The following is a 22513-nucleotide window of genomic DNA, read 5'->3' as shown; positions in this document are numbered from 1 at the left end:
CTAAGCTTTGCAGCAGTTAATTTTTTCAATTATAACCCTTACTTCGCTAATTTGTAAAGTGCTTCTGCATAAATTGCTGTAGCTTTTAACAAATCGTCAAAATAGCTGAATTCGTCTTTTTGGTGCATTGTGTCTTCACGGCCTGGGAATAGTGCGCCGAACGCTACGCCTGTCTCCATATGACGTGCATAAGTTCCGCCACCGATTGCTAGTAAAGTAGCTTCTTCGCCAGTTTGTTTTGTATACACTTCTTGTAAAGTTTGAATAAGTGGGTGATCTTTTGGTACGAAAAGTGGTTTGGAATCTTCGTAATGTGTATATTGTGCATTGTACTCATATACAACTGTTTGCATTTTGTTTTTCAGTTTATCCATGTTAGCAGTCACTGGGTAACGGAAATTAAGTCCGTATTTACCGCCTTCTGCTACATCATAACGGATAACGCCAACGTTCATTGTTAGTTCGCCGCTTTCTGCATCTTCATAGCTAATGCCTAGTTTAACAGCACGTGAATCGCCGAATAAATAATCACGACCAAATGTCACGAAATCATTTGCAGCTCCAGTTAACTTAAATTTACCTAGGAAGCCGACTAAATGAAGACCCGCATTTACACCATTATTCGGTTCCATCGCATGAGCAGATTTGCCGACGATGTTAATTTTAACGGATTTGCCATTTTCTTCTAATGTTCCTTCTACTGGATGGTTTGCTAAGAATGTTTTGAAGGCACTCGCTACTTTGTCGAAGTCTTTTACATCTTCTAAAATAGCTGTTGCGTGATCAGGAACCATATTGTAACGTTCGCCAGATTCTACGCTAAGTAAACGGAATGCTGCTTCTCCGCTCGCTTCACCATCTTTGAAAGATACATCAAGTTCGGAGATACCTTTTTCTGCATGAATGATTGGGAATTCTGCATCTGGAACGAAACCAAGTGTTGGTTGTTCTTCTGTTTCGAAATAGCGCTCTACACAGCTCATACCGCTTTCTTCATCAGAACCAATAATGATTCTAACGCGGCGTGAAAGTGGTAAACCTAATTCTTTAATAATTTTGAGTGCGTAATAACCAGCGATTGTTGGGCCTTTATCATCCGCAACTCCGCGAGCGTATAATTTGCCGTCACGTAAAGTTGGTTCGAATGGTCCATTTGTCCAGCCGTCACCAACAGGAACAACATCCACATGTCCTAAAACGCCAACTAGTTCTTCGCCTTGACCATATTCAAGGTGTCCAGCTACGTTGCCAACTTCTTTCGCAGTGAAGCCATCTTTTTTACCTAATTCAATCATATAGTCGAGTGCGCGTTTTACGTCCGGTCCAAACGGCGCATCTTCTGTTTTTTTACTATCATCGCGAACACTTGGAATGCGAAGAAGCCCTTTTAAATCTTCTAGGAAATCATCTTTACGTGATTCCACTTCTTTTTGCCAATTAATTTCTGTCATAATTGTTATTCCCTCCTTCAAACTTATCTTCTCTATTGTAAACTGTTTTTACGTAGCTTGGAAGCCGTAACTACCTATTTTCTCATAAAACCTTTAATTGCTTCAAAATCCCAACGTTCCATCCGCGAAGAAAAAACGATATCGATGATGTTTAAGCTTTCTTTTTCTAGTGGTAAAAAGCGATATTCTTCGTGTTCATCGGATAATTCGATTTCGCCACCTTCTGGCATTTCCACTAAATAAAAAACACCGGTAATTTGGAAGTCCTCATGGAAAAATTCCCACGTGTCATATAAAATAAACGGTTGGACTTGTAATTTGGTTTCCTCGTATACTTCTCTAAAAAGGGCTTCCCCGTGTGTTTCACCGTAATTCATGCGGCCTCCTGGAAGTTCAAATACGTCTCCTTCTACCCCTTTTTTCTTGAGTGCTAAAAATTTTCCGTCTTTTACGATAACTGCTTTTACTGCAGGATATATAGGTTTCATTTTACAAAAGCCTCCTTATCATTTAAGATAAACATGATTTATCTGTTCTTTATTTTACCCGGTTGAGTAGATAAAAGCCAGTGTCATAAGGAGGTTTTACAAAAATGAAGAAAATAACACCAAAAGCTATGTGCGCATGGATTCCAAAACGTGAGGATGAAACACACAAGGGTGATTATGGGCGCGTTCTGATTGTCGCTGGAAATAAACAATTTGGCGGAGCTGCCATTATGGCCGCAGAAGCTTGCGTTAAAAGTGGTGCTGGTTTAACGACAGTCGCTTCTGATAGCGTTAACCGTCCTGCTCTCCAAACAAGAATTCCCGAATGTATGTTTATTGATTATGAAAATGTCACGAGTCTAAGCGAACAAATCAGCCAATTTGATACAATTTTAATTGGGCCAGGGCTTGGTTTAGATGCAAATGCCGAAGAAATTTTTCAATTAGTTTTACAAAAATCAACCGAACAGCAGCAAGTGATCATTGATGGCGACGGCATTACCATTTATGCAAAAGGAGAAACTCCCCATCCCGCCGCTAAACTAACATTCACACCACATGCGGGCGAATGGGCACGACTAAAAGTGTTAGCGCCTGATGCAGAAACACCAACTGATGTTGCGCTTGCAATTGATGCAACGATTGTACTTAAAGGGCATCGTACCAAAGTATACTCCGGTGAATCTGCTTGGCAAAACATGTACGGTACGCCTGCAATGGCAACGGGCGGCATGGGCGACACACTCGCTGGAACGATTTGCGGATTGATGGCGCAAACAGAAAAACCTATTACCGGTACATTAGCCGCAGTCTTTCTACACAGCTATATCGGCGAAATTTTAGCTAAAAAACGCTATGTGGTACTTCCAACTGAAATTGCCGAAGAATTACCGACCTATTTGAAAATTTTTAGCGAAACAGACGAACATGCTTAATAAAAAATCCTCCCTTTTTATGAAAGAGAGGATTTTTTTCTATGCTTTTTTAAATTTACTAGCCCATAAAGCTAGTTTTTTATTCCAAATAAAGTAACAACCGATGCCGCTGAAAAGTACCGCATTGCCGATTAAAAATCCAGCGACAACATCACTTGGGAAATGAACTCCTAAGTAAACGCGAGAATACATGATGAAAATAACAAGCCCAAACCCAAGAATCCCAATCGTATATCGAAGCCATTTATGACCAACATACAGGATTAAAAAGAAAGCGAGCATTCCGTAAAAAACAGTGGAGCCAGTCGAGTGTCCGCTTGGAAAACTAAATCCACCTTGTTCAATTAATTTGTACGTAGGCCTTGGTCGTTGAACGATATTTTTAATAATTGAAGGAATCAACGCGCCTCCAATTAAAACAATGCCACCAAACCAAATCGCCATATCTATTTTTCGCATAAAAACAAATACAACAATCACGACCACAGTCAAAATACAAATGGTCGCTACCCCACCAATATCGGTTAAATAAGAAATCACAGTCGTTTTCGTATCCGTAATACCGGTGCGAATAATACTATTCCAATAATCATCAAAACGTTGAATCCATTTTGCCCCGGTCATAACTCCTGTCATAAAGAAAATAAATCCAAGGAGGGCGATACCGCTAATAATAAATGGTGTTTTTTTCATACAATCCTCCTAGCGAATTCTTAGTTTTTCACGCAATCTCGTTCCGCGTGGTCCAAACAATTTGTCAGATAAGTGTAGTTTAAATGCCATATAGCCATAGAAAACCGCGCCTATTCCCCCACAAACGATAGTAATGATTAACGCAGGGATTTTCCGATCGGTGGAAACAAAATTTCCCATGAAAAGATAAAGCAGAATGACTACAAGCCCCATTAAGGCTGTCATTCCAAAGAAAAGCACCGTTCGCCGCAAAATAACTTTGAATGAGAAACGAACATATTTTTTAATAATAAGTAGCATGAAAATACAAGATACTGCATAGCCAATTCCGGTCGCGATAATCGACCCTTTTGCTTCAAATAACATAATAAGCGGCATTTGCAGTACTGATTTAGCTAGTAAACCGAGTAATAAACCAAGCACCGTAAAGCGTTGTTCATCAATCCCCTGAAGGACTGCCGCAGAAACACTAAAGAGCGAGAATAAAATCGCAATTGGAGCAAACAGTTGTAACAACGCGGTTCCGTTATCACTAGGCGCGAAAAACACCGTGAATAATGGTCTTGCTAGCATCGCGATACCAAAACAAGCAGGAATCGTTAAAAATAATAAAATTTGAAAAACATCATTTAATTGGCGTTTCACTTGAGCGTATTCTTTTCGAACATAAGCGCCAGTCACAAGCGGAACAAGTGCCATCGAAAACGCAATCGCGAGCGTTCCCGGAATCATAATCAATTTTTGAACATCAAAGTTAATAATCGCTACATACGAATTTACTAATTCAGGAGTAATACCAATATATTCCAGTACCCGCCCTAACGTAAATTGGTCAATCAGTTGATAAAGCGATGTTGCTGATCCAACAATAATAAAAGGAATCGCCGAAAGAATAATATCTTTATACAGTGTCGGAATCGAGATTTTTACAGTTCCTCTGTCCTCTAAAAGCATTCGGTCAAGTCCTGGTTTTCGTTTGTAATAATACCATAGTAGTAAAAGTAAACTGGCAAAAGCACCTACAAAAGCGGAGAATGTAGCGATACTAATTGCTGTTACTACATTTCCATCAAGCACGTACATCACAATAAATGTGCCAGCAAGCAAGAACATAATTCGTACAACTTGTTCTAAAACTTGTGATACAGCAGAAGGCCCCATCGAATTATATCCTTGGAAAAAACCTCGAAGTAAACTCATAACTGGAATAATAAGTAAGGCAAAACTAACTGCACGAATAACCTGAATCCCGTCCGCTAAACTATACCCACCCTCGAGTTGTTGCATACGAGCAAGTGTCGGAGCAAGTCCATACATCGCTAGGAAACAGACAATGCCGGAGAAAATCATTAAATATACACCGGTTTTAAATAATCGTCGGCCTACCGCGTATTCTTCCATCGCATTATATTTCGCTATATATTTAGCAACAGCCAGCGGAATCCCAGCAGTCGCAATGCTTAAGAATAATTGATACGGCACATAACCGAAATTATACAGAAGCGCTGGTTCATCTCCTCCAATAATCGCATAAAACGGAATCACATACAATATTCCGAGCACTTTAGAGATTAATGTCCCTAGCGTCAGAATAAATGTTCCTCTGAGCAGTTTTGAACCCATCGTCTAACTTCCTTTACATTAAATTATATATCCTTGTTTACTTTACCATTAACTCTTTTAAAAAAAAAGAACAAACCAAAATAAATATCGGCTTGTTCTTTACAAAAAGTTTAAATCAAATGAAGTTTTTTACGAATTTTATACATCCGATTGCCAAGAATGTACTTCAAGAGCCCTGCTTTTGCAGCTAAAAACGCATAAATATAAGCGCCAAATCCAGCGGCAATAAAAACAATCACTAAAGCTGTTAATCTTGCATGCGGATTTAAAAATAAAATTAACCCTTGATAAATGACCCAGACGCTAATCAGCATCACAGCGCTAATTCCTAAAATTAGCAACAGTCGTCGCATAATATATTTAAACGAGTACTTCGCATATTTTTTAATAATCCAGATAGTAAAAGTGACAGAAACAATGTAACCAAGTCCAGTCGCTAAGGCTCCACCTTTTGCTCCAAGAAGTAGGATTAATGGCATTTGTAACACAGATTTTGTAAGTAACCCAAGTAGTAGGCTAAGAACAGTGTAACGCTGCTCATCGACCCCTTGCAAAATCGCTGCCGTTACGCTAAATAACGAGAAGAAAATCGCGAATGGGGCAAAAAATTGAAGTAACATGGAACCATCCGCATTATACCCATAAAAAATCGTATAGAGCGGATCAGCTAAAATCGCAATTCCAAGACATGCAGGCACGACTAAAAATAACAATACTTGAAAAACGGCCGTTAAATGATGATGCACTTCCCGAAGCCGCCCTTTATGAAAAGCCGCTGCTACTAACGGAACGAGTGTCATTGAAAATGCTAAAGCCAATGTCCCCGGAATCATAATAATTTTTTGGACAGAAAAGTTGAAAATAGAAAGCAAGTCTTCTGCCGTTTTTCCAGCCATGCCATCATATGTTAAAATTCGCGCAAATGTAAACAAATCAATTTGCTGATACAGCGACATCGCCATTCCAACAATAATAAATGGCACCGCAGATATCGAAATTTCTTTTAATAAATGAAAAGTCGAAACGCGCAACTTATTATCACTACCAGCAATCATCTTTTGAATGCCGGGCTTCCGTTTTCGATAATACCAGATAAGACAAATCAAGCTGAAAAATGCCCCAACAAAAGCCGCGAATGTCGCTAAACTCATTGCTGTTACAAGGCTGCCGTTCAGCACATGAAGCACAATATACGTACTCGCAAGTAAAAATACAATTCGTGCTACTTGCTCAATTACTTGCGACACAGCAGATGGTCCCATCGAGTGAAACCCTTGGAAGTAACCCCGCAGCAAGCTCATGACCGGGATAATAAGCAAGGCAAAACTTACCGCTCGAATAACAGTTGTAATGTCCGCAATGCTTGTTCCACCACTGACTTCTTGCATCCCAGCTAAAACAGGCGCAAAAATGTACATAATTAAAAAGCTGACAATCCCCGTAAATAACATTAAATACGTACTGGATTTATATAACCTTTGACTCAAAGCATATTCATTTAACGAATTATACTTCGAAATATATTTGGCAACCGCTAATGGAACGCCAGCTGTCGCGATATTTAAGAAAATTTGGTACGGAACATAACCATATTGATAGAGAATCGTCGCCTGTTCCCCGCCCGCTATCCAATAAAATGGAATAACATATAAAATCCCTAAAATTTTTGACAGCAAAGTTCCTGCTGTTAAAACCGCGGTCCCACGCATTAATTTTGAACTCATAATTTCTGTTACCTCAATTGATTTTTTCTTTGTAAGTCTGTCTGAATATCTGTTATGTAAAAATCATGCTCCCTTACTTCATGCGTCTAAGATTTAAAATACAAATGACACTCAAAGCAAGTAGTATAGCCGGTAAAATGAGCGATAAAAAGTTTACACCACTATTAATCATCGATAAAACAACACCAAGAACAGTAAACGCAGCATATAAGTAATACACAATCGGTGAAATGATAATGCCTTTTCTCAGCTTGTTAAAAGAAAGAAATAAAATAATGGTAAATGCGATACAAAGTACAGCCATAATCGTTGTCGTCATAATAAGATTTTGAACAACAGCAGTTACATTTGCATTAGCAAGTACTTCCTTTTTTTGTTGTATCGCAAAAAGGGATACGATCGAAAACGAACTTAATACGGTTTGAATAGCCGAAACTATCGCTATTCCTAGTGTGATATTCTTTGTGTTATTGAGCATTCTAGCATGCTCTGGTTTAACTTCAACAGACATCCTTACAACTCCTCTTTAACATTCTATACACCAGACTTTACCATATTTAAAGAGAAATTGTAAGTAGTAATTAGTTTTCAATTCGAACTTCTGCAGCCTTTTGCAAAAATGCACCTAGTTCAGCGGATTTCTCTTCGTGCAACATTTGCACAACTTTACTTCCGATAATCACACCATCACAGACATGCGCAAATTTTTCCACATGTTCTATAGAAGAAACACCAAAGCCCGCAAGAACTGGAACAGGACTAATACTTTTTAAATAAGCTAAATGGCTATCAATATGTGTATCAAATTCACTTCGTACACCCGTTGTTCCGTTGACCGTCACGGCATAAATAAATCCTTCTGCTTGTTTTGCAATTTCTTCTAGACGCTCTTTCGGACTAGTCAATGAAACGAGCGGGATAAGCGCGATATCTGTGCCTTCGAGTTCTGGGGTAATTAGCGTTTGATGCTCATACGGTAAATCGGGAATAATCAGCCCTTTTACCGGAGTTTTTTGAACCAATTCGACAAATTTTGGAATACCTAAATGGAAAATTGGATTGATGTAGCTCATGATAATTAGCGGAATTCGCACTTTGCTCGTTTGCAATGTCGTTAAAATTGCTTCTAAACTAACTTGTTCGCTTAAAGCGCGGAGTCCTGCAAGTTGAATAATCGGACCGTCGGCAACTGGATCTGAAAAAGGAATCCCGATTTCAATTGCGCTCACGCCTGATTTTTCTAAGAATAATAGCTGTTCTTCTAAATGATCTAAACCGCCGTCTCCGCCCATGATGTACGTAACGACGGCAGCGTGCTCTTTATTCGCTAGTTTTTTTGTTAACGTTTTAGTCATTTGCTTGTCCCTCCAAACGTTCTTTTAGTTGGTTAACGTCTTTGTCCCCGCGACCTGACAAGCAAACAACCATGCTTTCTTCTGGGCACATTTTGCTTGCCAATTTGACAGCATAGCTAATTGCATGAGAACTTTCGAGTGCTGGAATAATTCCTTCTGTGCGGCATAACAACTGAAATGCTTCCACAGCTTCATCATCGGTAACAGAATGATACTCCGCTCGGCCTAAATCACGGAAAAAACTATGTTCCGGACCGATACCGGGATAATCTAAACCAGCAGAAATTGAGAATGCTTCCAAAATTTGCCCATTTTCATCTTGTAAAACGTCCATCATTGCCCCGTGTAAAATCCCAATTTCACCTTTAGAAATCGTTGCGGCGTGAAATTCGGTTTCTAAGCCGTGCCCAGCAGCTTCAACACCATGCATTTGAACGGAAGCATCGTCTACAAATGGATAAAATAAGCCCATCGCATTACTACCACCGCCAACACAAGCGACGATTGCTTCTGGAAGTTTACCTTCTTTTTCCAAATGTTGCTTACGTGCTTCAATCCCGATAACACTTTGGTAATCACGCACAATTTCTGGAAATGGATGAGGCCCAAGAACAGATCCCATAATATAATGCGTATCTTCTACATTAGCAACCCAGAATCGCAGCGCTTCATTAACTGCATCTTTCAAAGTACGACTTCCTGCTTTCACGCTCACTACTTTTGCACCAAGTAGCTCCATTCTAAACACATTGAGCGATTGACGTTTGACGTCTTCCTCACCCATAAAAATCGTACATTCCATATTGAAAAGTGCTGCTACTGTTGCAGTTGCCACACCATGCTGCCCTGCGCCTGTTTCAGCTACAACTTTTTGCTTGCCCATTTGGCGAGCGAGTAATGCTTGACCGATTGTATTATTGATTTTATGCGCGCCAGTATGATTCAAATCTTCTCGTTTTAAATAAATTTTTGCCCCGCCAGCATGTGCTGTTAGTTGTTCCGCAAAGTAAAGGGGCGTTTCCCGGCCAACGTATTCTTTTAGATAGTAGTTTAATTCTTTTTGAAAAGCGGGGTCTGTTTTGGAAGCTCGGTAAGCTTCATCTAGTTCTTTCACTGCTTTCATTAAAGTTTCTGGTACAAATCTGCCACCAAATTTGCCGTAAAAACCATTTTCGTCAGGTGCTTGATATGTCATGATTATTCCACTCCTTTTGCTGTTTTAATGAAGGTTTTAATTTTTTCTGGATCTTTTTCGCCGTTTGTTTCGACGCCAGAGGAAATATCTACTGCATATGGTTCGAAGCGTTTAATGGCTGCTTGAACATTTTCAGCATTTAGTCCGCCGGCAATGATTAATTTGTTTTTTGTGAGTGCATCACTATTTATTTTGTCCCAATCAAACGTTTTCCCGCTACCACCTTCGTATTCTTCTGCTGGGGCATCGAGTAAGATGTACGCATTTGGATAATCATTTATATTGGAAGGAAGTTTTCCCTCTTTGACTGGGAATGCTTTAATTACCGCTGCGTCAGTGCGATTTGCTTGTTCGGTTGGCTCTTGGCCGTGAAGTTGCACGATATCTAATGGCACGCCGTTAATTGCTGCCGTTAATTCTGCTTCGGTTGGATTAACGAACACGCCGACTTTTTTGACGTTGGCTGGAATATTTTTGGCTAGTTGATGCGCTTGTTCAATCGTGACTTGGCGTTTACTTTTTGCAAAAACAAAGCCAATCATATCTGCACCATTTTCGACTGCCGCTGCTACATCCACCGCTTTTTTTAACCCACAAATTTTCACAATCATCGTGTCACCTTCAATGTTTTCGCGGCTACTTCTGGAGTTTCTTCTCGCATAAGCGCCTCGCCAACAAGCACCGCATTATATTTTGTACGCACTCGAGCCACATCTTCTGCTGTTCTAAAACCTGATTCACTGATATAACAAGCGTCGGTCGAAAAGTCATTCGCTAGCTGTTCGCTTACGGCGATGTCCACTTCAAAGCTGTGCAAATTGCGGTTGTTTACACCAATTAATTTAGCGCCTAATTGTTGCGCCACAGCCAATTCTTCCCGGTTATGCACTTCCACTAACACTTCCAAATCAAGCGTCACAGCCTGTTCAAAAAGGTTTTTTAGCGCATCTTCTGCAAGTGCTGAAACAATCAGCAACACTACTGTCGCTCCCGCATTACGAGCACGAATCAATTGTTTCTCGCTAATAATAAAGTCTTTACAAATCACGGGAATTTCTACATTTTTCGCCACTTCCCGCAAATCTTCAATTGATCCTTTGAAAAAAACGGGATCAGTTAAAACGGAAATCATCCCCGCTCCGGCTGCTTGATAGGATTTTGCTTGGGCAACTGGATTCACGCCCATATTAATTTCACCTTTTGAAGGCGAGGCACGCTTTACCTCGGCAATTAACTGCATCTCACTCGTATTTGCTTTTAAAAATTCATAAAACGAATAAGTTTTCCGTTTTTCAGCTACTTTTTCTAGCGGCATTGCTGCAACTTCTATTGCTTTTTGAGCTAAAATTTCTTCTAAAAATGTCATTTCGCCAGCACCTCTTTTTGATAAGTAATTAGATCCGCCAATTTTTGTTTGGCTAAACCGCTTCTTATTAAATCTCTTGCTAAGTCCACGCCTTCTTTCACCGTCGCTACTTTGCCATTCGCGAATAAGCCAAATCCGGCGTTTAGGAGTACTGTATCTAAGTAAGCACCTGGTTCGCCCTCAAGCACGCTCCGAAGAATGGCTGCATTTTCTTTAGCGTCCCCACCTTTAATTTCCTCCAGTGGATAGCTTGGTAAACCAACTTCTTCCGGACTTAGCGTATATAATTGCACTTCCCCGTTATTATATAGCGCGTAATGGTTTTCACCAGCTAGAGAAGCTTCATCCATAAAACCAGCGCCATTTAAAACGACTGCCCGTTTTCGACCAAGTTGACCGAGCACCTCCGCTGTTTGTTCCAATAAATCACGACGATAAATGCCCATCAATTGAGTTTCAAGATGCACCGGATTCGTAAGCGGCCCAATCAAATTAAAAATCGTTGGCGTACCCAGTTCTTTCCGAACGTCCATCACATACTTCATATTCGGATGCACATGTGGTGCGAATAAAAAGGCAATCCCAACATGTTCAAGCAAATACGTCATATCTTCCGGCCGCATATTAATATCAATCCCTAATTCCTGACAAACATCCGCACTCCCAGAACGACTAGAAATACTTCGATTCCCATGTTTCGCAACTGGAATCCCCGCCGCTGCTAGCACGAAAGCAGAAGTTGTACTTATATTAAAACTATTGGATTTATCGCCTCCTGTTCCACAATTATCCATCGCCGTTCCAGCTGGAAAAGCAACTTGAATGGCCACTTGCTGCATTGCCTCCGCAATCCCCGCCATTTCTTCCGCTGTTTCCCCTTTTACTTTCAGTGCCATTAAAAAGGCAGCTATTTTCGTTTTTGACAACCGTCCTTCAAAAATTTCCGTTGCAATGCTATTCATTTCCTCTTTCGATAAATTTTCTTGATCATATACTTTTTGTAGTAAGCTTTCCATTTCTCCGCACTCCTTCCACTATATTAATAAAGTTCTCCATCATTTGTTTTCCGTCATCCGTACCAATTGATTCTGGGTGAAACTGCAAGCCGTATACTGGATAATCTTTTAGCTTCATCGCCATCACTTCCGCATCATCTGTTGCCAGCGCTAAAACTTCCAAAACATCTGGCAACGTATTTTTTTCTACTATTAAAGAATGATATCGCATCACTGGCATCTCTTCTGGCAAATTGCCAAAAATAGCTCCACCAGTTTGATGCATTGTCGAAACTTTACCATGCCGAATTTTTGCTGCCTGTTTTACTTCCCCGCCGAACACCTCACCAATTGCCTGATGCCCTAAACAAATCCCCAGTAGCGGTTTTTCTTTCGCAAATTTCAAAACCACTTCTTCTAAAAGCCCTGCCTCATTTGGCTTTCCTGGCCCCGGTGAAAGAACAATCCCATCCGCCAAAGCAGCTACTTCGAGTAAATCAGCCGCATCATTCCGTTTTACAACGACTTCACTATATTCCGCCAAATACTGTTCTAAATTAAATGTAAAAGAATCATAGTTATCAATTAATAAAATCATTCGCCCACCTCCAAAAGTGCCTTCGCTTTTTGCAAGGTTTCAAGATATTCGCTTTCAGGATCAGAATCATAAACTATTCCCGCACCAGCTTGCACATAGGCTTTTCCGTCATGAAGTACCATCGTTCTAATCGAAAGCGCGAAATCCGAATCGCCATTTTTCGTTAAATAACCAACCGCACCTGCATACGGTCCGCGTTTCACATTTTCCCATTCATAAATCCGTTGCATTGCTCTAATTTTCGGTGCTCCACTCACTGTTCCAGCCGGAAGCGTCGAGCGGAGAGCATCCATTGCTGTAAGACCTGGCTTCAGCGTTCCTTCCACCACAGAAACTAAATGCATTAAAAAGCGATATCGTTCAATAGTTAAATACACAGGTACGTGAACAGAGCCAGTTTCTGCAATTTTTCCAATATCATTTCGACCTAAGTCTACTAACATGCGATGCTCTGCAAGCTCTTTTTCATCCGATAATAATTCCGCCGCTAAACGTTCATCTTCTTGCTTTGTTGCCCCGCGCCGCCTCGTTCCCGCGATTGGGTTAGTAATAACCGTTCGCCCTTTCGTTTTAATTAAACTTTCTGGAGAAGAACCAATCAAAACAGTGTCGCCAAAATCAATGAAATACAGATACGGTGAAGGATTTAACAAACGTAATTTCCGATAATAATCAAACGGTGTCACGGTAAAATCTGCCTCCAAGCGCTGCGAAAGAACAATTTGAAAAAAATCACCATCTTGAATATATGTTTTCGCTTTTTTTACTAACGCCATATATTCCGCTTTTGTATAATTGCTTTTATAAGTCATTTTCGGAACATGAACAGCTTCATGCTCGTCTTTCTGAGGCGTTGTTAGTTCTAGAAACATTGCTTCAAGTGCCTTATCCAGTTCTGCCTCGCTTCTACCTGAGTAACAATTATCTTGTACTAAAATGAGCTCCTCTGCCTGATGATCCATAAGGACAAAACTTTCATAAACATAAAAACGAATATCTGGCATATCTCGTGTTTCCACGGGGAGCTCGCCTAACTTTTCATAAAGCGAAATTACGTCATAACCTACATAACCAATCGCTCCCGAGTCTAACGGCAAATCCGCTTCATCCTCTTTCGCCTTTTCAATAAACAATTCAATTTCTTTTAATGGATCCGCTACCACTTGGTGAACCCCATCTATATAATAATCATGCTGATATACTTTAATTTCATGCACTGGGTTGATCGCAATAATCGAATACCGACCAGCCTCCGCATCTTTCGCCGCCCCTTCAAGCAAACTTTTCCCTATACCTGATAGTCTTTGAAACGCCAAAATTGCCGTTAATGTGTCAGCATCCATTCTTTTCATTTTTCTCATCTAAATCATCCCTTCTTCTTTTCTGAAATAAAAAAAGTCCTCTGAAAAAGCGCAAAGTCATGCTTTTTCAGAGGACGAGTTATCGCGGTGCCACCTCATTTTAGGAATAAATCCTATCTCAGTGCTGCAATATTTGCAGCTGCTCTATAACGGGAGCACCCGTTCACCCCTACTAAATTTCAAGGTATCACGCACAAGGCCCATTCCTAATTCATCTATTTGTCAGCTTTCACCATGCGCCAACTCTCTGTAAAAATCGATGAAAAAGTACTATTCTTGTTTGATGTTTTCGTTTTATAAAATTAAAAAAGGGCCTCTCTCCAAGCCTAGCAAATATACTAGACAAGGACGAGAGACCCGTGGTACCACCTTGATTAACTGCAAAAACAGTTCACTTAATCCATCCAAATTCCGAATGGGCGCCTTGTGTAACGATAAGGCCTAATCGCTGTATCCTACTAAGAAAAACCTTTCAGATCAGAGCTCAGAAGTCCATTCACATCATGTCCGCTACTGACTTTCACCAACCGCCAGCTCTCTAAAAACTTTCATCATGCTACTTACTCTTCTTCAATGCTATCATTTTTTACTTGTGTTCATCTTACATAAGAAAATCACGAAAGTCAAGCAAATAAAACCAACGAAAATTAAATTAGATGAAAACACTAACTAATAAACAAGTAAGAAAAAAGAACTAGTCACCCAAATTCACTTTTCCAAAAAAACACCCATGACATTCTCTCTATTCAAATATATTCAAATAACCTCCAAAAACATCTGATAACAAAATAATATACCATTTATCCTCCTAAACTAAACACCCCTATTATCTATACCTAATTGACTAAAATTCGAATCCCCAAAAGGACTATTCAACTATCTTTGCTTATTTGTGAAGTTTTTCACGTGAAACACTGGACAAACTTTTATTGATGGATTATACTAACGGTGTAATCAAATAAAACAAAAGAATACAGCAAAGCAACAAGCTAAATTTTTTTGGATTATCAGGGACGTTAAAAGTCTACTATGGACGTTTTGAGTCCCGAACAAATATTAGGAGGTTCTGGAAAATGGCAATTAAAGAAAATGCGGCCCAAGAAGTATTAGAAGTTCAAAAAGTGATTGACAGATTAGCAGACAATGGACAAAAAGCATTGAAAGCATTTGAAAGTTACAACCAAGAACAAGTAGACAATATCGTACACGCAATGGCGCTTGCCGGACTTGACCAACATATGCCCCTTGCAAAATTAGCAGTAGAAGAAACTGGACGTGGATTATACGAAGATAAATGTATTAAAAACATCTTCGCGACAGAATATATTTGGAACAGCATCAAAAATAATAAAACAGTCGGCGTTATTAACGAAGACGTACAAACAGGTGTGATTGAAATTGCTGAACCAGTTGGTGTTGTTGCCGGCGTTACACCAGTAACTAACCCAACATCTACTACCCTTTTCAAAGCAATTATCGCCATTAAAACGCGTAACCCAATCATCTTCGCTTTCCATCCAAGTGCGCAACGTTGTTCATCTGAAGCAGCAAGAGTTGTTTACGAGGCAGCAGTTGCAGCTGGAGCACCAGAACATTGTATTCAATGGGTAGAAAAACCTTCCCTAGAAGCAACAAAACAATTAATGAACCACGATAAAGTAGCACTTGTTCTTGCAACTGGTGGTGCTGGAATGGTTAAATCAGCATACTCTACTGGTAAACCTGCACTAGGTGTTGGACCAGGTAACGTACCAGCTTACATTGACAAAACAGCTAAAATCAAACGTTCTGTTAATGACATCATTCTTTCTAAATCTTTTGACCAAGGTATGATTTGTGCTTCTGAACAAGCAGTAATCGTCGACAAAGAAGTAGCTAAAGAAGTAAAAGCAGAAATGGAAGCAAACAACTGTTACTTCGTTAAAGGTGCTGAATTCAAAAAATTAGAAAGCTATGTTATCAACCCTGAAAAAGGAACACTTAACCCAGATGTAGTTGGTAAATCTCCTGCATGGATTGCAAACCAAGCTGGCTTCAAAGTTCCAGAAGACACAAAAATTCTTGTAGCTGAAATTAAAGGTGTTGGCGACAAATACCCACTATCTCACGAAAAATTAAGCCCAGTTCTTGCATTTATCGAAGCTGCTAACCAAGCAGAAGCATTCGATCGTTGTGAAGAAATGTTAGTATACGGAGGACTTGGACACTCCGCAGTTATTCACTCTACTGATAGAGAAGTTCAAAAAGCATTTGGTATCCGTATGAAAGCTTGCCGTATCATTGTAAACGCACCAAGCGCACAAGGCGGTATCGGTGACATTTATAACGGCTTTATCCCTTCCCTAACTCTTGGTTGTGGATCTTATGGTAAAAACTCTGTATCACAAAATGTAAGTGCGACTAACTTGCTGAACGTTAAACGTATCGCGGATCGGAGAAATAATATGCAATGGTTCAAACTTCCACCAAAAATTTTCTTTGAAAAATATTCCACTCAATACCTTCAAAAAATGGAAGGCGTTGAACGCGTATTTATCGTAACTGACCCAGGAATGGTTCAATTCAAATACGTTGACGTTGTAATCGAACACTTGAAAAAACGTGGCAATGACGTATCTTACCAAGTATTTGCTGACGTAGAACCGGATCCATCTGACGTAACAGTTTATAAAGGTGCAGAATTAATGAAAGACTTCAAACCAGACACAATTATCGCTCTTGGTGGTGGTTCTGCAATGGATGCTGCCAAAGGTATGTGGTTATTTTATGAACAACCAGAAGCTTCATTCTTCGGCCTAAAACAAAAATTCTTAGATATCCGTAAACGTACATTCAAATATCCTAAACTTGGTCAAAAAGCGAAATTTGTTGCGATTCCAACAACAAGTGGTACAGGTTCTGAAGTAACTCCATTTGCGGTTATTACAGATAAAGAAAACAACATTAAATACCCTCTTGCTGACTACGAACTAACTCCAGACGTTGCGATTGTCGATGCACAATACGTAACAACTGTTCCAGCACACATTACTGCTGATACTGGTATGGACGTTCTAACTCACGCAATTGAATCTTATGTATCCGTAATGGCAAGCGATTATACTCGTGGACTTTCCATCCGTGCAATCGAACTTGTTTTTGAAAACTTACGTGAATCCGTTCTTACTGGTGATCCAGATGCGCGTGAAAAAATGCATAATGCTTCTGCCCTAGCTGGTATGGCGTTTGCGAATGCGTTCCTAGGAATTAACCATAGCTTGGCACACAAAATTGGACCTGAATTCCACATTCCTCACGGTCGTGCGAATGCAATCCTTATGCCACACGTTATCCGTTATAACGCACTTAAACCTAAAAAACATGCGTTATTCCCAAGATATGAAAGTTTCCGTGCTGATGAAGATTATGCTCGTATCTCTCGTATTATCGGCTTCCCTGCTGCAACTACAGAAGAAGGCGTTAAATCACTTGTAGATGAAATCATCAAACTTGGTAAAGATGTTGGTATCGACATGAGTCTTAAAGGACAAAATGTTGCTAAAAAAGACTTGGATGCTGTTGTAGATACACTTGCAGATCGCGCATTCATGGACCAATGTACTACTGCCAACCCTAAACAACCTCTTGTAAGCGAACTAAAAGAAATTTACCTAGAAGCTTACAAAGGTGTCTGAAACTAGCTAACTTGTCCACCATTAATATATAAAGTTAGAAGAAAGCGCAAGTCCATCCCAGGGCTTGCGCTTTCGCTTTAGTACTAAAATTAGTATAATGAAACAAGAATGGAGTTGATTGAATGATACAAGTAGCGGTTCCCTATTTTACTTTTGACGGGGAAGCCCAGGAAGCACTAGACTTTTATAAAAAAGTGTTCCAAGCAGAAATTACGCAAACGCGTTACTTTCACGAGATGGAAGGATTTTCAGGAGATAAAAAACTAGGAGAACGCATCCTACATGCAAGACTTACGAAAGAGAAAAAAGATTTATTTTATTTCTCTGATACGTTTGAAGGCGAAACAGACGCGGGTAATCGCCTATCACTTGCGGTGAATTTTAGTTCCGAAGCAGAATTCGTTCATGCTTTTGTCCTACTTTCTAAAACCGGCACCATCGAAATTCCGATCCAAAATACATTTTGGGGCGCAAAATACGCGAAAGTAATCGACCACTACAGCATTGACTGGCATCTCAACTTAGAAAACGAGTCTACTACTAAAGTATGATTTTTCCCCCTTCTCTAGCCGAATGTATTTAGAACTAAAAAATAGTACAATTTAGAAGTGAGAGAAGAAAAGGAGTGAGTTCATGACTGAGACAGTTTTAAAATTAGAACATGTCACGAAAAAAATTGGACAAAAAAATATTGTCCACGATATCAGCTTTGACATACATAAAGGAGAAGTATTTGGTTTACTTGGCCCAAACGGCGCTGGTAAAACAACTATCATCCGCTCGATTGTTGGTTTAATTCGTCGCACAGAAGGTACTGTTTTTATTAATGGTAAAAATGTCGACACCGAATATAAAGCAGCAATTTCTGAAGTAGGCGCAATTATTGAAAATCCAGAATTTTATATGTATATGTCTGGATGGGCAAACTTAAAGCAATTCGCGCGCATGAGTCAAAAAAACATTACCGACGAACACATTCGTGAAATCGTTGAACTTGTCAAACTTACAGGCGCAATTGACCAGAAAGTAAAAACCTATTCCCTTGGTATGCGCCAACGTTTAGGTGTTGCCCAAGCATTAATTCATAGCCCTGCTCTACTTATTTTAGATGAACCTACCAATGGACTTGATCCACAAGGTATGGCTGAATTCAGAACGTTGATTCGCGACTTAGCGACAAACGGTACTTCTGTTTTAATTTCTAGCCATTTACTGAGCGAAATCCAACAAATTACGGATCGATTCGCGATTATTAATAAAGGTGTTTTAACGCATATTGAAAAAATGAGTGATCTCGTTGAAAATCATGTTGCTGTTTACAAATTAAAAGTCAGCGATCCCGAAGCAACTAAAACCGTTCTCCCTACACTCCCAGTCAAACTCGTTGCTCAGAAGGATGATTTATTCAAAATCGAAGTGGCTCATGAAGATATACATCTAATTGCCCGCGCGATTATTCAAGCAAATATTGATTTATTAGAAATGGTTCCACTTCAAGCCTCCCTTGAAGAGCGATTCCTTGAATTAACTAAAGGTGGAGGTGCGGAAGTATGATAGCATTAGTAAAAAATGAATTTACCAAATTATTCTCGAGAAAATCAAGTTGGATTATGCAAATCGTCTTATTTGTAGCAGTTTTAGCTCTTGCTCTATTAATGTTTTTTGTGAGTAAAATAGATACAAGTGGTACTGAAGGCGGCGATGCAAGTAATGCCGGGATTACTGCTTATTATGATAATAAAGGTGCACCAGTCAGCGAAGAAGAATACTGGAATTCGGCTGATAAAGATGGTAATCCGACATATAAATCCGAAACATTATCATTAACAGATTCTGTTGCTTATTTAAAAGCCCAAAAACAAGTAGCTCCAAACAAAGATGAAAAAGAAATGATCCAAAAACAAATTGATTTCTACCAAGCTTACGCAGATGCAGGCAAAAAACCTGCTAGTAACACAGCTGGAATTTCAAGTGCAGATTTCTTTGCTTCATTAGGTAGTTCCGGAGCCGTTGCGACAATGCTCGTTGTTGTTGTAGCAAGTATCATCGTTGCAACCGAGTTTTCTGGTGGTACTATCAAGCTATTACTAACGCGCCCGTACTCTAGAAGTCAGATACTTTTCTCTAAATATATCATGTGTATTTTTTATAGCGTAATTAGCTCCATCACACTACTTTTAGCTAGCTTTATCTTTTCGTTTATTTTACCAAAACAATCTATTTTCATGCCGCTCTCCCCTTCAACGGGTGCAATGACAGCTTGGGAACACGCTTGGATGCTACTCGGTACGAACTTCTTACTGATGATCGTATACGCAACTATCGCGTTCTTCTTCTCATCTGTCGTTCGTTCACAAGCACTTGCAGTTGGTGTCGGCGTTGGTGTATTATTCTCAGGTGGAATTATTCGCCAACTACTCCCTCTCGCTATTGAAAAATACGACTGGATGAAATGGATTATCTTCAACTTGCTTAGCCTAAACGACACAGTTGGCGGCGACAAAATCGCTGGTGGCTTGGCTGATTGGCAAATCATCGCCGGGTTAGGTGTTTATACAGCGATTATCCTCTTCTTCACATTCTTCTTATTCAAAAAACGAGATGTCGCTTTAAGTTAAATTTTAAAAAGGCTGTCCGCATTGGACAGCCTTTTTTTAATGTCTAATAATTTGAATTTTATCGGCATGGTTTGTATCAATTCTTGCGGTTCCACCAATTGGGAAAGTTGCAATTGGCTGTGTATGTCCAAAATCCGCGCCAGATATAACAGGGATTTTTTGTAATGCCGTCTTCGTTTCAATGATATAAGCTAATTTCTCCGCCGTCATTGCTGTTTTCTGTTGGAAACGACCGATTACCAGCCCTTGAATCTCATCTGCACCTGGTTGGCTAAGTAGCGATTCCAAATCACGGTCAAATGTTTCTGGAACAGTCATAAAATCGTCTTCAATAAACAAGATCGCACCCGCCAAATTCGGCATATATTCGGTTCCTTGCAGTAAATTAAGCGTGCATAAGTTCCCGCCAATGATAGTCCCTTCTGCCTCTCCCGGTTGCATAACAACTAATCCGTCATTCGGGATGAAATTTCGATTCTCTTGATCCAAATACCATTCATCATCACTCCATGCTGCACTTTCTGTTAAAGCAAACGGTTCTTTTTGTATTAAACAAGCGCTAAATGAATTGATTACATAATCTAGACCTTTTTCCATGGAAAAGCTAGAAAAGTGAGCGCCGGAATAAGTAATAAGTTCAGTTTGTGTGTAAATAGCCGTTGCTAAGGCCGTGATATCTGAAAAGCCACATAAAATTTTAGGGTTTTCCGAAATTAAATCATAATCTAAATATGGCAACAATTGGTTGCTATTAAAACCGCCGATAACGGTTAAAATCGCTTTTACATTGGAATCATTGAAAGCTTCATGGATATCAGCTACTCGCGAGCGAATGCTAGAGCTCATCATACAATCCATTTCTGCTACGTGTTCGCCAAAAGTGACTTTAAAACCCATGTCAGTTAGGCGCTTAACTGCAATCTCAACTTGATTCTCAGCCATGATGCCGATAGAACGACTTGGTGCAATAATACGGATTTCATCGCCTTGTTTTAACTTTGCTGGAATCATTTCGTCCCCTCCCTATTAAGTGTATGGAATGGACATGAGCGCAAATGATCATCAAGAATACCAATCGCTTGTAAATAAGAATAAATGATTACGGGGCCAACAAATTTAAAACCGCGTTTCTTTAAATCTTTACTGACTTTTTCGGATAACTCTGTGCTAGCTGGGACTTCCCCCATTCCTTGCCATTCGTTAATAATTCGCTCTCCATTTGTAAAACCCCAAATGTAGTTAGCAAATGATCCAAATTCAGCTTGGACTCTTTGTGTAGCTAGCGCATTGGTACGAACTGCTTTTACTTTTAGACGGTTCTTCACAATTGCCGCTTCCTCAACAATCGTTGCTAATTCATCATCCGTCAGCAATGCGCACTTATCAATATCAAAGTGAAAAAAAGCTTCTTGATAGGCTTTTCTTTTATGTAAAATTAATCTCCATGAGAGTCCAGCTTGTGCTCCCTCTAAATTGAGCATTTCAAATAAATATGTGTCGTCTTTACTCGGAACACACCATTCTGTATCATGATATTCTAGTTCAAACGGGTCATTAATCGACCAAGGGCAACGTAATTCTTCAGACAAAGCGAGTTCCTCCTATATAGTTAAAATGTAATACACACTGATCAAAACAGCCACAAATAGTCCGACGCAACTCCAAATTAATCGTTTCTCTTTCCACTGACTAACTGCCACAGCAATGCTTAATGCTAAAAATAAAAAGAGTAGCCAGTTTGGAACGTCGGGGTGATAGTTGCTCGTAAAAATAAGATACCCTATTACTGCTGCAATTATTCCAGTCACTATAAAACTGATTTTCTGATATCTCATTCGCTCAAGCCTCCTATTAACCAATAATAAAACATATGTTCTGTTTTTGCAAGCAACAATAAAAAAGTCGCAAAAAAATAGCTAAACTTTTGCGATAGAAACCTGCATATCCTTTGCCAACACCCAACCACATAAGCCATATGAAGAACTAATTTCAAATACTTTATAGCCATTTCTATGGATAAATTTAACTAATTCCTTTTTTGTATCGGTCGTATGATAACTAATAGGCCAGCAATAATTTCTGTTTTTTTCAATAAGTTCTTGGTTTTGTTCATAGAATAAAGTTGGAGTACATTCTTCAATATCAAAAATGATACTATCTTTTTGTTCATTTTCGAATAAGTGCGCTAAATAGCTTTCGAAAATGATGTCTGTGTTTTCGTTAACTTTATCGCCATATGAGTATTCGGTTCTAAGTCGTAATTGCTCATTTTCAAAATCTACTTGATAAGACTTAATGATATTATCATGCACCTGTGAAATAAGAATCATCTCCTGTGTATTATTTGGATATGCCTTTATATACTCAATATAGCATACTGGATTACGAGCTACAATAGACACGATACTTAGAATAGGATTCTGCTGCAAAAAAAACA

General features: G+C 39.5%; 22 protein-coding genes and 2 other annotated features. Of the genes, 5 read left to right on the top strand and 17 right to left on the bottom strand.

All coding sequences use genetic code 11. The features are described from left to right. Positions 1-38 precede the first annotated feature (38 nt). Positions 39-1451, bottom strand: coding sequence for a dipeptidase PepV (gene pepV / locus HCJ55_RS05780; RefSeq protein ID WP_185506985.1), 1413 nt, complete (start codon positions 1449-1451; stop codon positions 39-41). A 74-nt stretch (positions 1452-1525) separates the two neighbouring features. Continuing rightward, positions 1526-1939, bottom strand: a complete 414-nt coding sequence (locus HCJ55_RS05775; protein ID WP_185479791.1) for an NUDIX hydrolase — start codon at positions 1937-1939, stop codon at positions 1526-1528. A gap of 104 nt (positions 1940-2043) precedes the next feature. Between HCJ55_RS05775 and HCJ55_RS05770 the strand changes: the two genes are divergently transcribed. Then, complete coding sequence (locus HCJ55_RS05770; protein ID WP_185517428.1) at positions 2044-2874, top strand: NAD(P)H-hydrate dehydratase; 831 nt, start codon at positions 2044-2046, stop codon at positions 2872-2874. Between the two features lie 39 nt (positions 2875-2913). On the opposite strand, the gene HCJ55_RS05765 is transcribed toward HCJ55_RS05770, so the two are convergent. The 11 genes from HCJ55_RS05765 to trpE all read right to left on the bottom strand — a co-directional run bounded on the left by HCJ55_RS05765 (position 2914) and on the right by trpE (position 13784). Further along, on the bottom strand, positions 2914-3567 hold the full coding sequence (locus HCJ55_RS05765; protein WP_185517425.1) for a phosphatase PAP2 family protein: 654 nt from the start codon (positions 3565-3567) through the stop codon (positions 2914-2916). Positions 3568-3576: 9 nt separating this feature from the next. Beyond that, complete coding sequence (locus tag HCJ55_RS05760; RefSeq protein WP_008947987.1) at positions 3577-5190, bottom strand: putative polysaccharide biosynthesis protein; 1614 nt, start codon at positions 5188-5190, stop codon at positions 3577-3579. A 110-nt stretch (positions 5191-5300) separates the two neighbouring features. Continuing rightward, the gene (locus tag HCJ55_RS05755; protein WP_185506982.1) at positions 5301-6914 is read right to left on the bottom strand and encodes a putative polysaccharide biosynthesis protein; all 1614 of its coding nucleotides are present in this window, start codon (positions 6912-6914) and stop codon (positions 5301-5303) included. A 73-nt stretch (positions 6915-6987) separates the two neighbouring features. Further along, on the bottom strand, positions 6988-7425 hold the full coding sequence (locus HCJ55_RS05750; protein ID WP_008947989.1) for a hypothetical protein: 438 nt from the start codon (positions 7423-7425) through the stop codon (positions 6988-6990). A 70-nt stretch (positions 7426-7495) separates the two neighbouring features. Beyond that, positions 7496-8269 carry a tryptophan synthase subunit alpha gene (trpA, locus tag HCJ55_RS05745; RefSeq protein ID WP_185517423.1) on the bottom strand — a complete coding sequence of 258 codons (774 nt, stop codon included), beginning with the start codon at positions 8267-8269 and terminating at the stop codon, positions 7496-7498. Further along, a complete protein-coding gene (trpB, locus tag HCJ55_RS05740) occupies positions 8262-9464 on the bottom strand; it encodes a tryptophan synthase subunit beta (protein ID WP_185503491.1) in 1203 nt (400 codons plus the stop codon). The genes trpA and trpB overlap by 8 nt, the downstream gene beginning before the upstream one ends. 2 nt (positions 9465-9466) lie before the next feature. Further along, positions 9467-10075, bottom strand: coding sequence for a phosphoribosylanthranilate isomerase (locus tag HCJ55_RS05735; protein ID WP_185506979.1), 609 nt, complete (start codon positions 10073-10075; stop codon positions 9467-9469). After that, the gene (gene trpC, locus HCJ55_RS05730; protein ID WP_185517421.1) at positions 10072-10830 is read right to left on the bottom strand and encodes an indole-3-glycerol phosphate synthase TrpC; all 759 of its coding nucleotides are present in this window, start codon (positions 10828-10830) and stop codon (positions 10072-10074) included. The genes HCJ55_RS05735 and trpC overlap by 4 nt, the downstream gene beginning before the upstream one ends. Then, positions 10827-11846: an anthranilate phosphoribosyltransferase gene (gene trpD / locus HCJ55_RS05725; RefSeq protein ID WP_185517419.1), complete on the bottom strand. Its 1020-nt coding sequence runs from the start codon at positions 11844-11846 to the stop codon at positions 10827-10829. The genes trpC and trpD overlap by 4 nt, the downstream gene beginning before the upstream one ends. Continuing rightward, on the bottom strand, positions 11818-12423 hold the full coding sequence (locus HCJ55_RS05720; RefSeq protein WP_185517417.1) for an anthranilate synthase component II: 606 nt from the start codon (positions 12421-12423) through the stop codon (positions 11818-11820). The genes trpD and HCJ55_RS05720 overlap by 29 nt, the downstream gene beginning before the upstream one ends. After that, complete coding sequence (gene trpE / locus HCJ55_RS05715; RefSeq protein ID WP_185517415.1) at positions 12420-13784, bottom strand: anthranilate synthase component I; 1365 nt, start codon at positions 13782-13784, stop codon at positions 12420-12422. Before trpE ends, HCJ55_RS05720 begins: the two co-directional genes overlap by 4 nt. Before the next feature lie 67 nt (positions 13785-13851). Beyond that, positions 13852-14077, bottom strand: a binding site (T-box leader). 48 nt (positions 14078-14125) lie between these two features. After that, positions 14126-14367 (bottom strand) — a binding site (T-box leader). A gap of 490 nt (positions 14368-14857) precedes the next feature. On the opposite strand from trpE, the gene lap reads away from it, so the two are divergent. The 4 genes from lap (at position 14858) to HCJ55_RS05695 (ending at position 20076) form a co-directional block, all read left to right on the top strand. Next, positions 14858-17458, top strand: a complete 2601-nt coding sequence (lap, locus tag HCJ55_RS05710; protein WP_185517413.1) for an adhesion-mediating acetaldehyde/alcohol dehydrogenase LAP — start codon at positions 14858-14860, stop codon at positions 17456-17458. A gap of 122 nt (positions 17459-17580) precedes the next feature. Next, positions 17581-18009, top strand: a complete 429-nt coding sequence (locus HCJ55_RS05705) for a VOC family protein (protein ID WP_185517411.1) — start codon at positions 17581-17583, stop codon at positions 18007-18009. An 82-nt stretch (positions 18010-18091) separates the two neighbouring features. Further along, on the top strand, positions 18092-19012 hold the full coding sequence (locus HCJ55_RS05700) for an ABC transporter ATP-binding protein (protein ID WP_185506974.1): 921 nt from the start codon (positions 18092-18094) through the stop codon (positions 19010-19012). Next, a complete protein-coding gene (locus HCJ55_RS05695) occupies positions 19009-20076 on the top strand; it encodes an ABC transporter permease (RefSeq protein ID WP_008948000.1) in 1068 nt (355 codons plus the stop codon). The genes HCJ55_RS05700 and HCJ55_RS05695 overlap by 4 nt, the downstream gene beginning before the upstream one ends. A gap of 36 nt (positions 20077-20112) precedes the next feature. Here HCJ55_RS05695 and HCJ55_RS05690 read toward each other — a convergent pair whose 3' ends face one another. The 4 genes from HCJ55_RS05690 to HCJ55_RS05675 form a co-directional block, all read right to left on the bottom strand. After that, positions 20113-21087: a S66 family peptidase gene (locus tag HCJ55_RS05690; RefSeq protein WP_185517409.1), complete on the bottom strand. Its 975-nt coding sequence runs from the start codon at positions 21085-21087 to the stop codon at positions 20113-20115. Beyond that, positions 21084-21665: a DNA-3-methyladenine glycosylase I gene (locus HCJ55_RS05685; protein ID WP_185517407.1), complete on the bottom strand. Its 582-nt coding sequence runs from the start codon at positions 21663-21665 to the stop codon at positions 21084-21086. Before HCJ55_RS05685 ends, HCJ55_RS05690 begins: the two co-directional genes overlap by 4 nt. Positions 21666-21677: 12 nt before the next feature. Beyond that, entirely contained in the window at positions 21678-21911 is a 234-nt protein-coding gene (locus tag HCJ55_RS05680; protein ID WP_003727343.1) for a hypothetical protein, read from the bottom strand. Positions 21912-21992: 81 nt separating this feature from the next. Beyond that, a complete protein-coding gene (locus HCJ55_RS05675) occupies positions 21993-22478 on the bottom strand; it encodes a hypothetical protein (RefSeq protein WP_311773392.1) in 486 nt (161 codons plus the stop codon). Positions 22479-22513: the final 35 nt, after the last annotated feature.

Source organism: Listeria marthii (genome assembly GCF_014227425.1).
GTDB classification, from domain to species: domain Bacteria; phylum Bacillota; class Bacilli; order Lactobacillales; family Listeriaceae; genus Listeria; species Listeria marthii.
The sequence above is the reverse complement of the archived record's forward strand: the minus strand, read 5'-3'. Positions and strand labels throughout refer to the sequence as shown.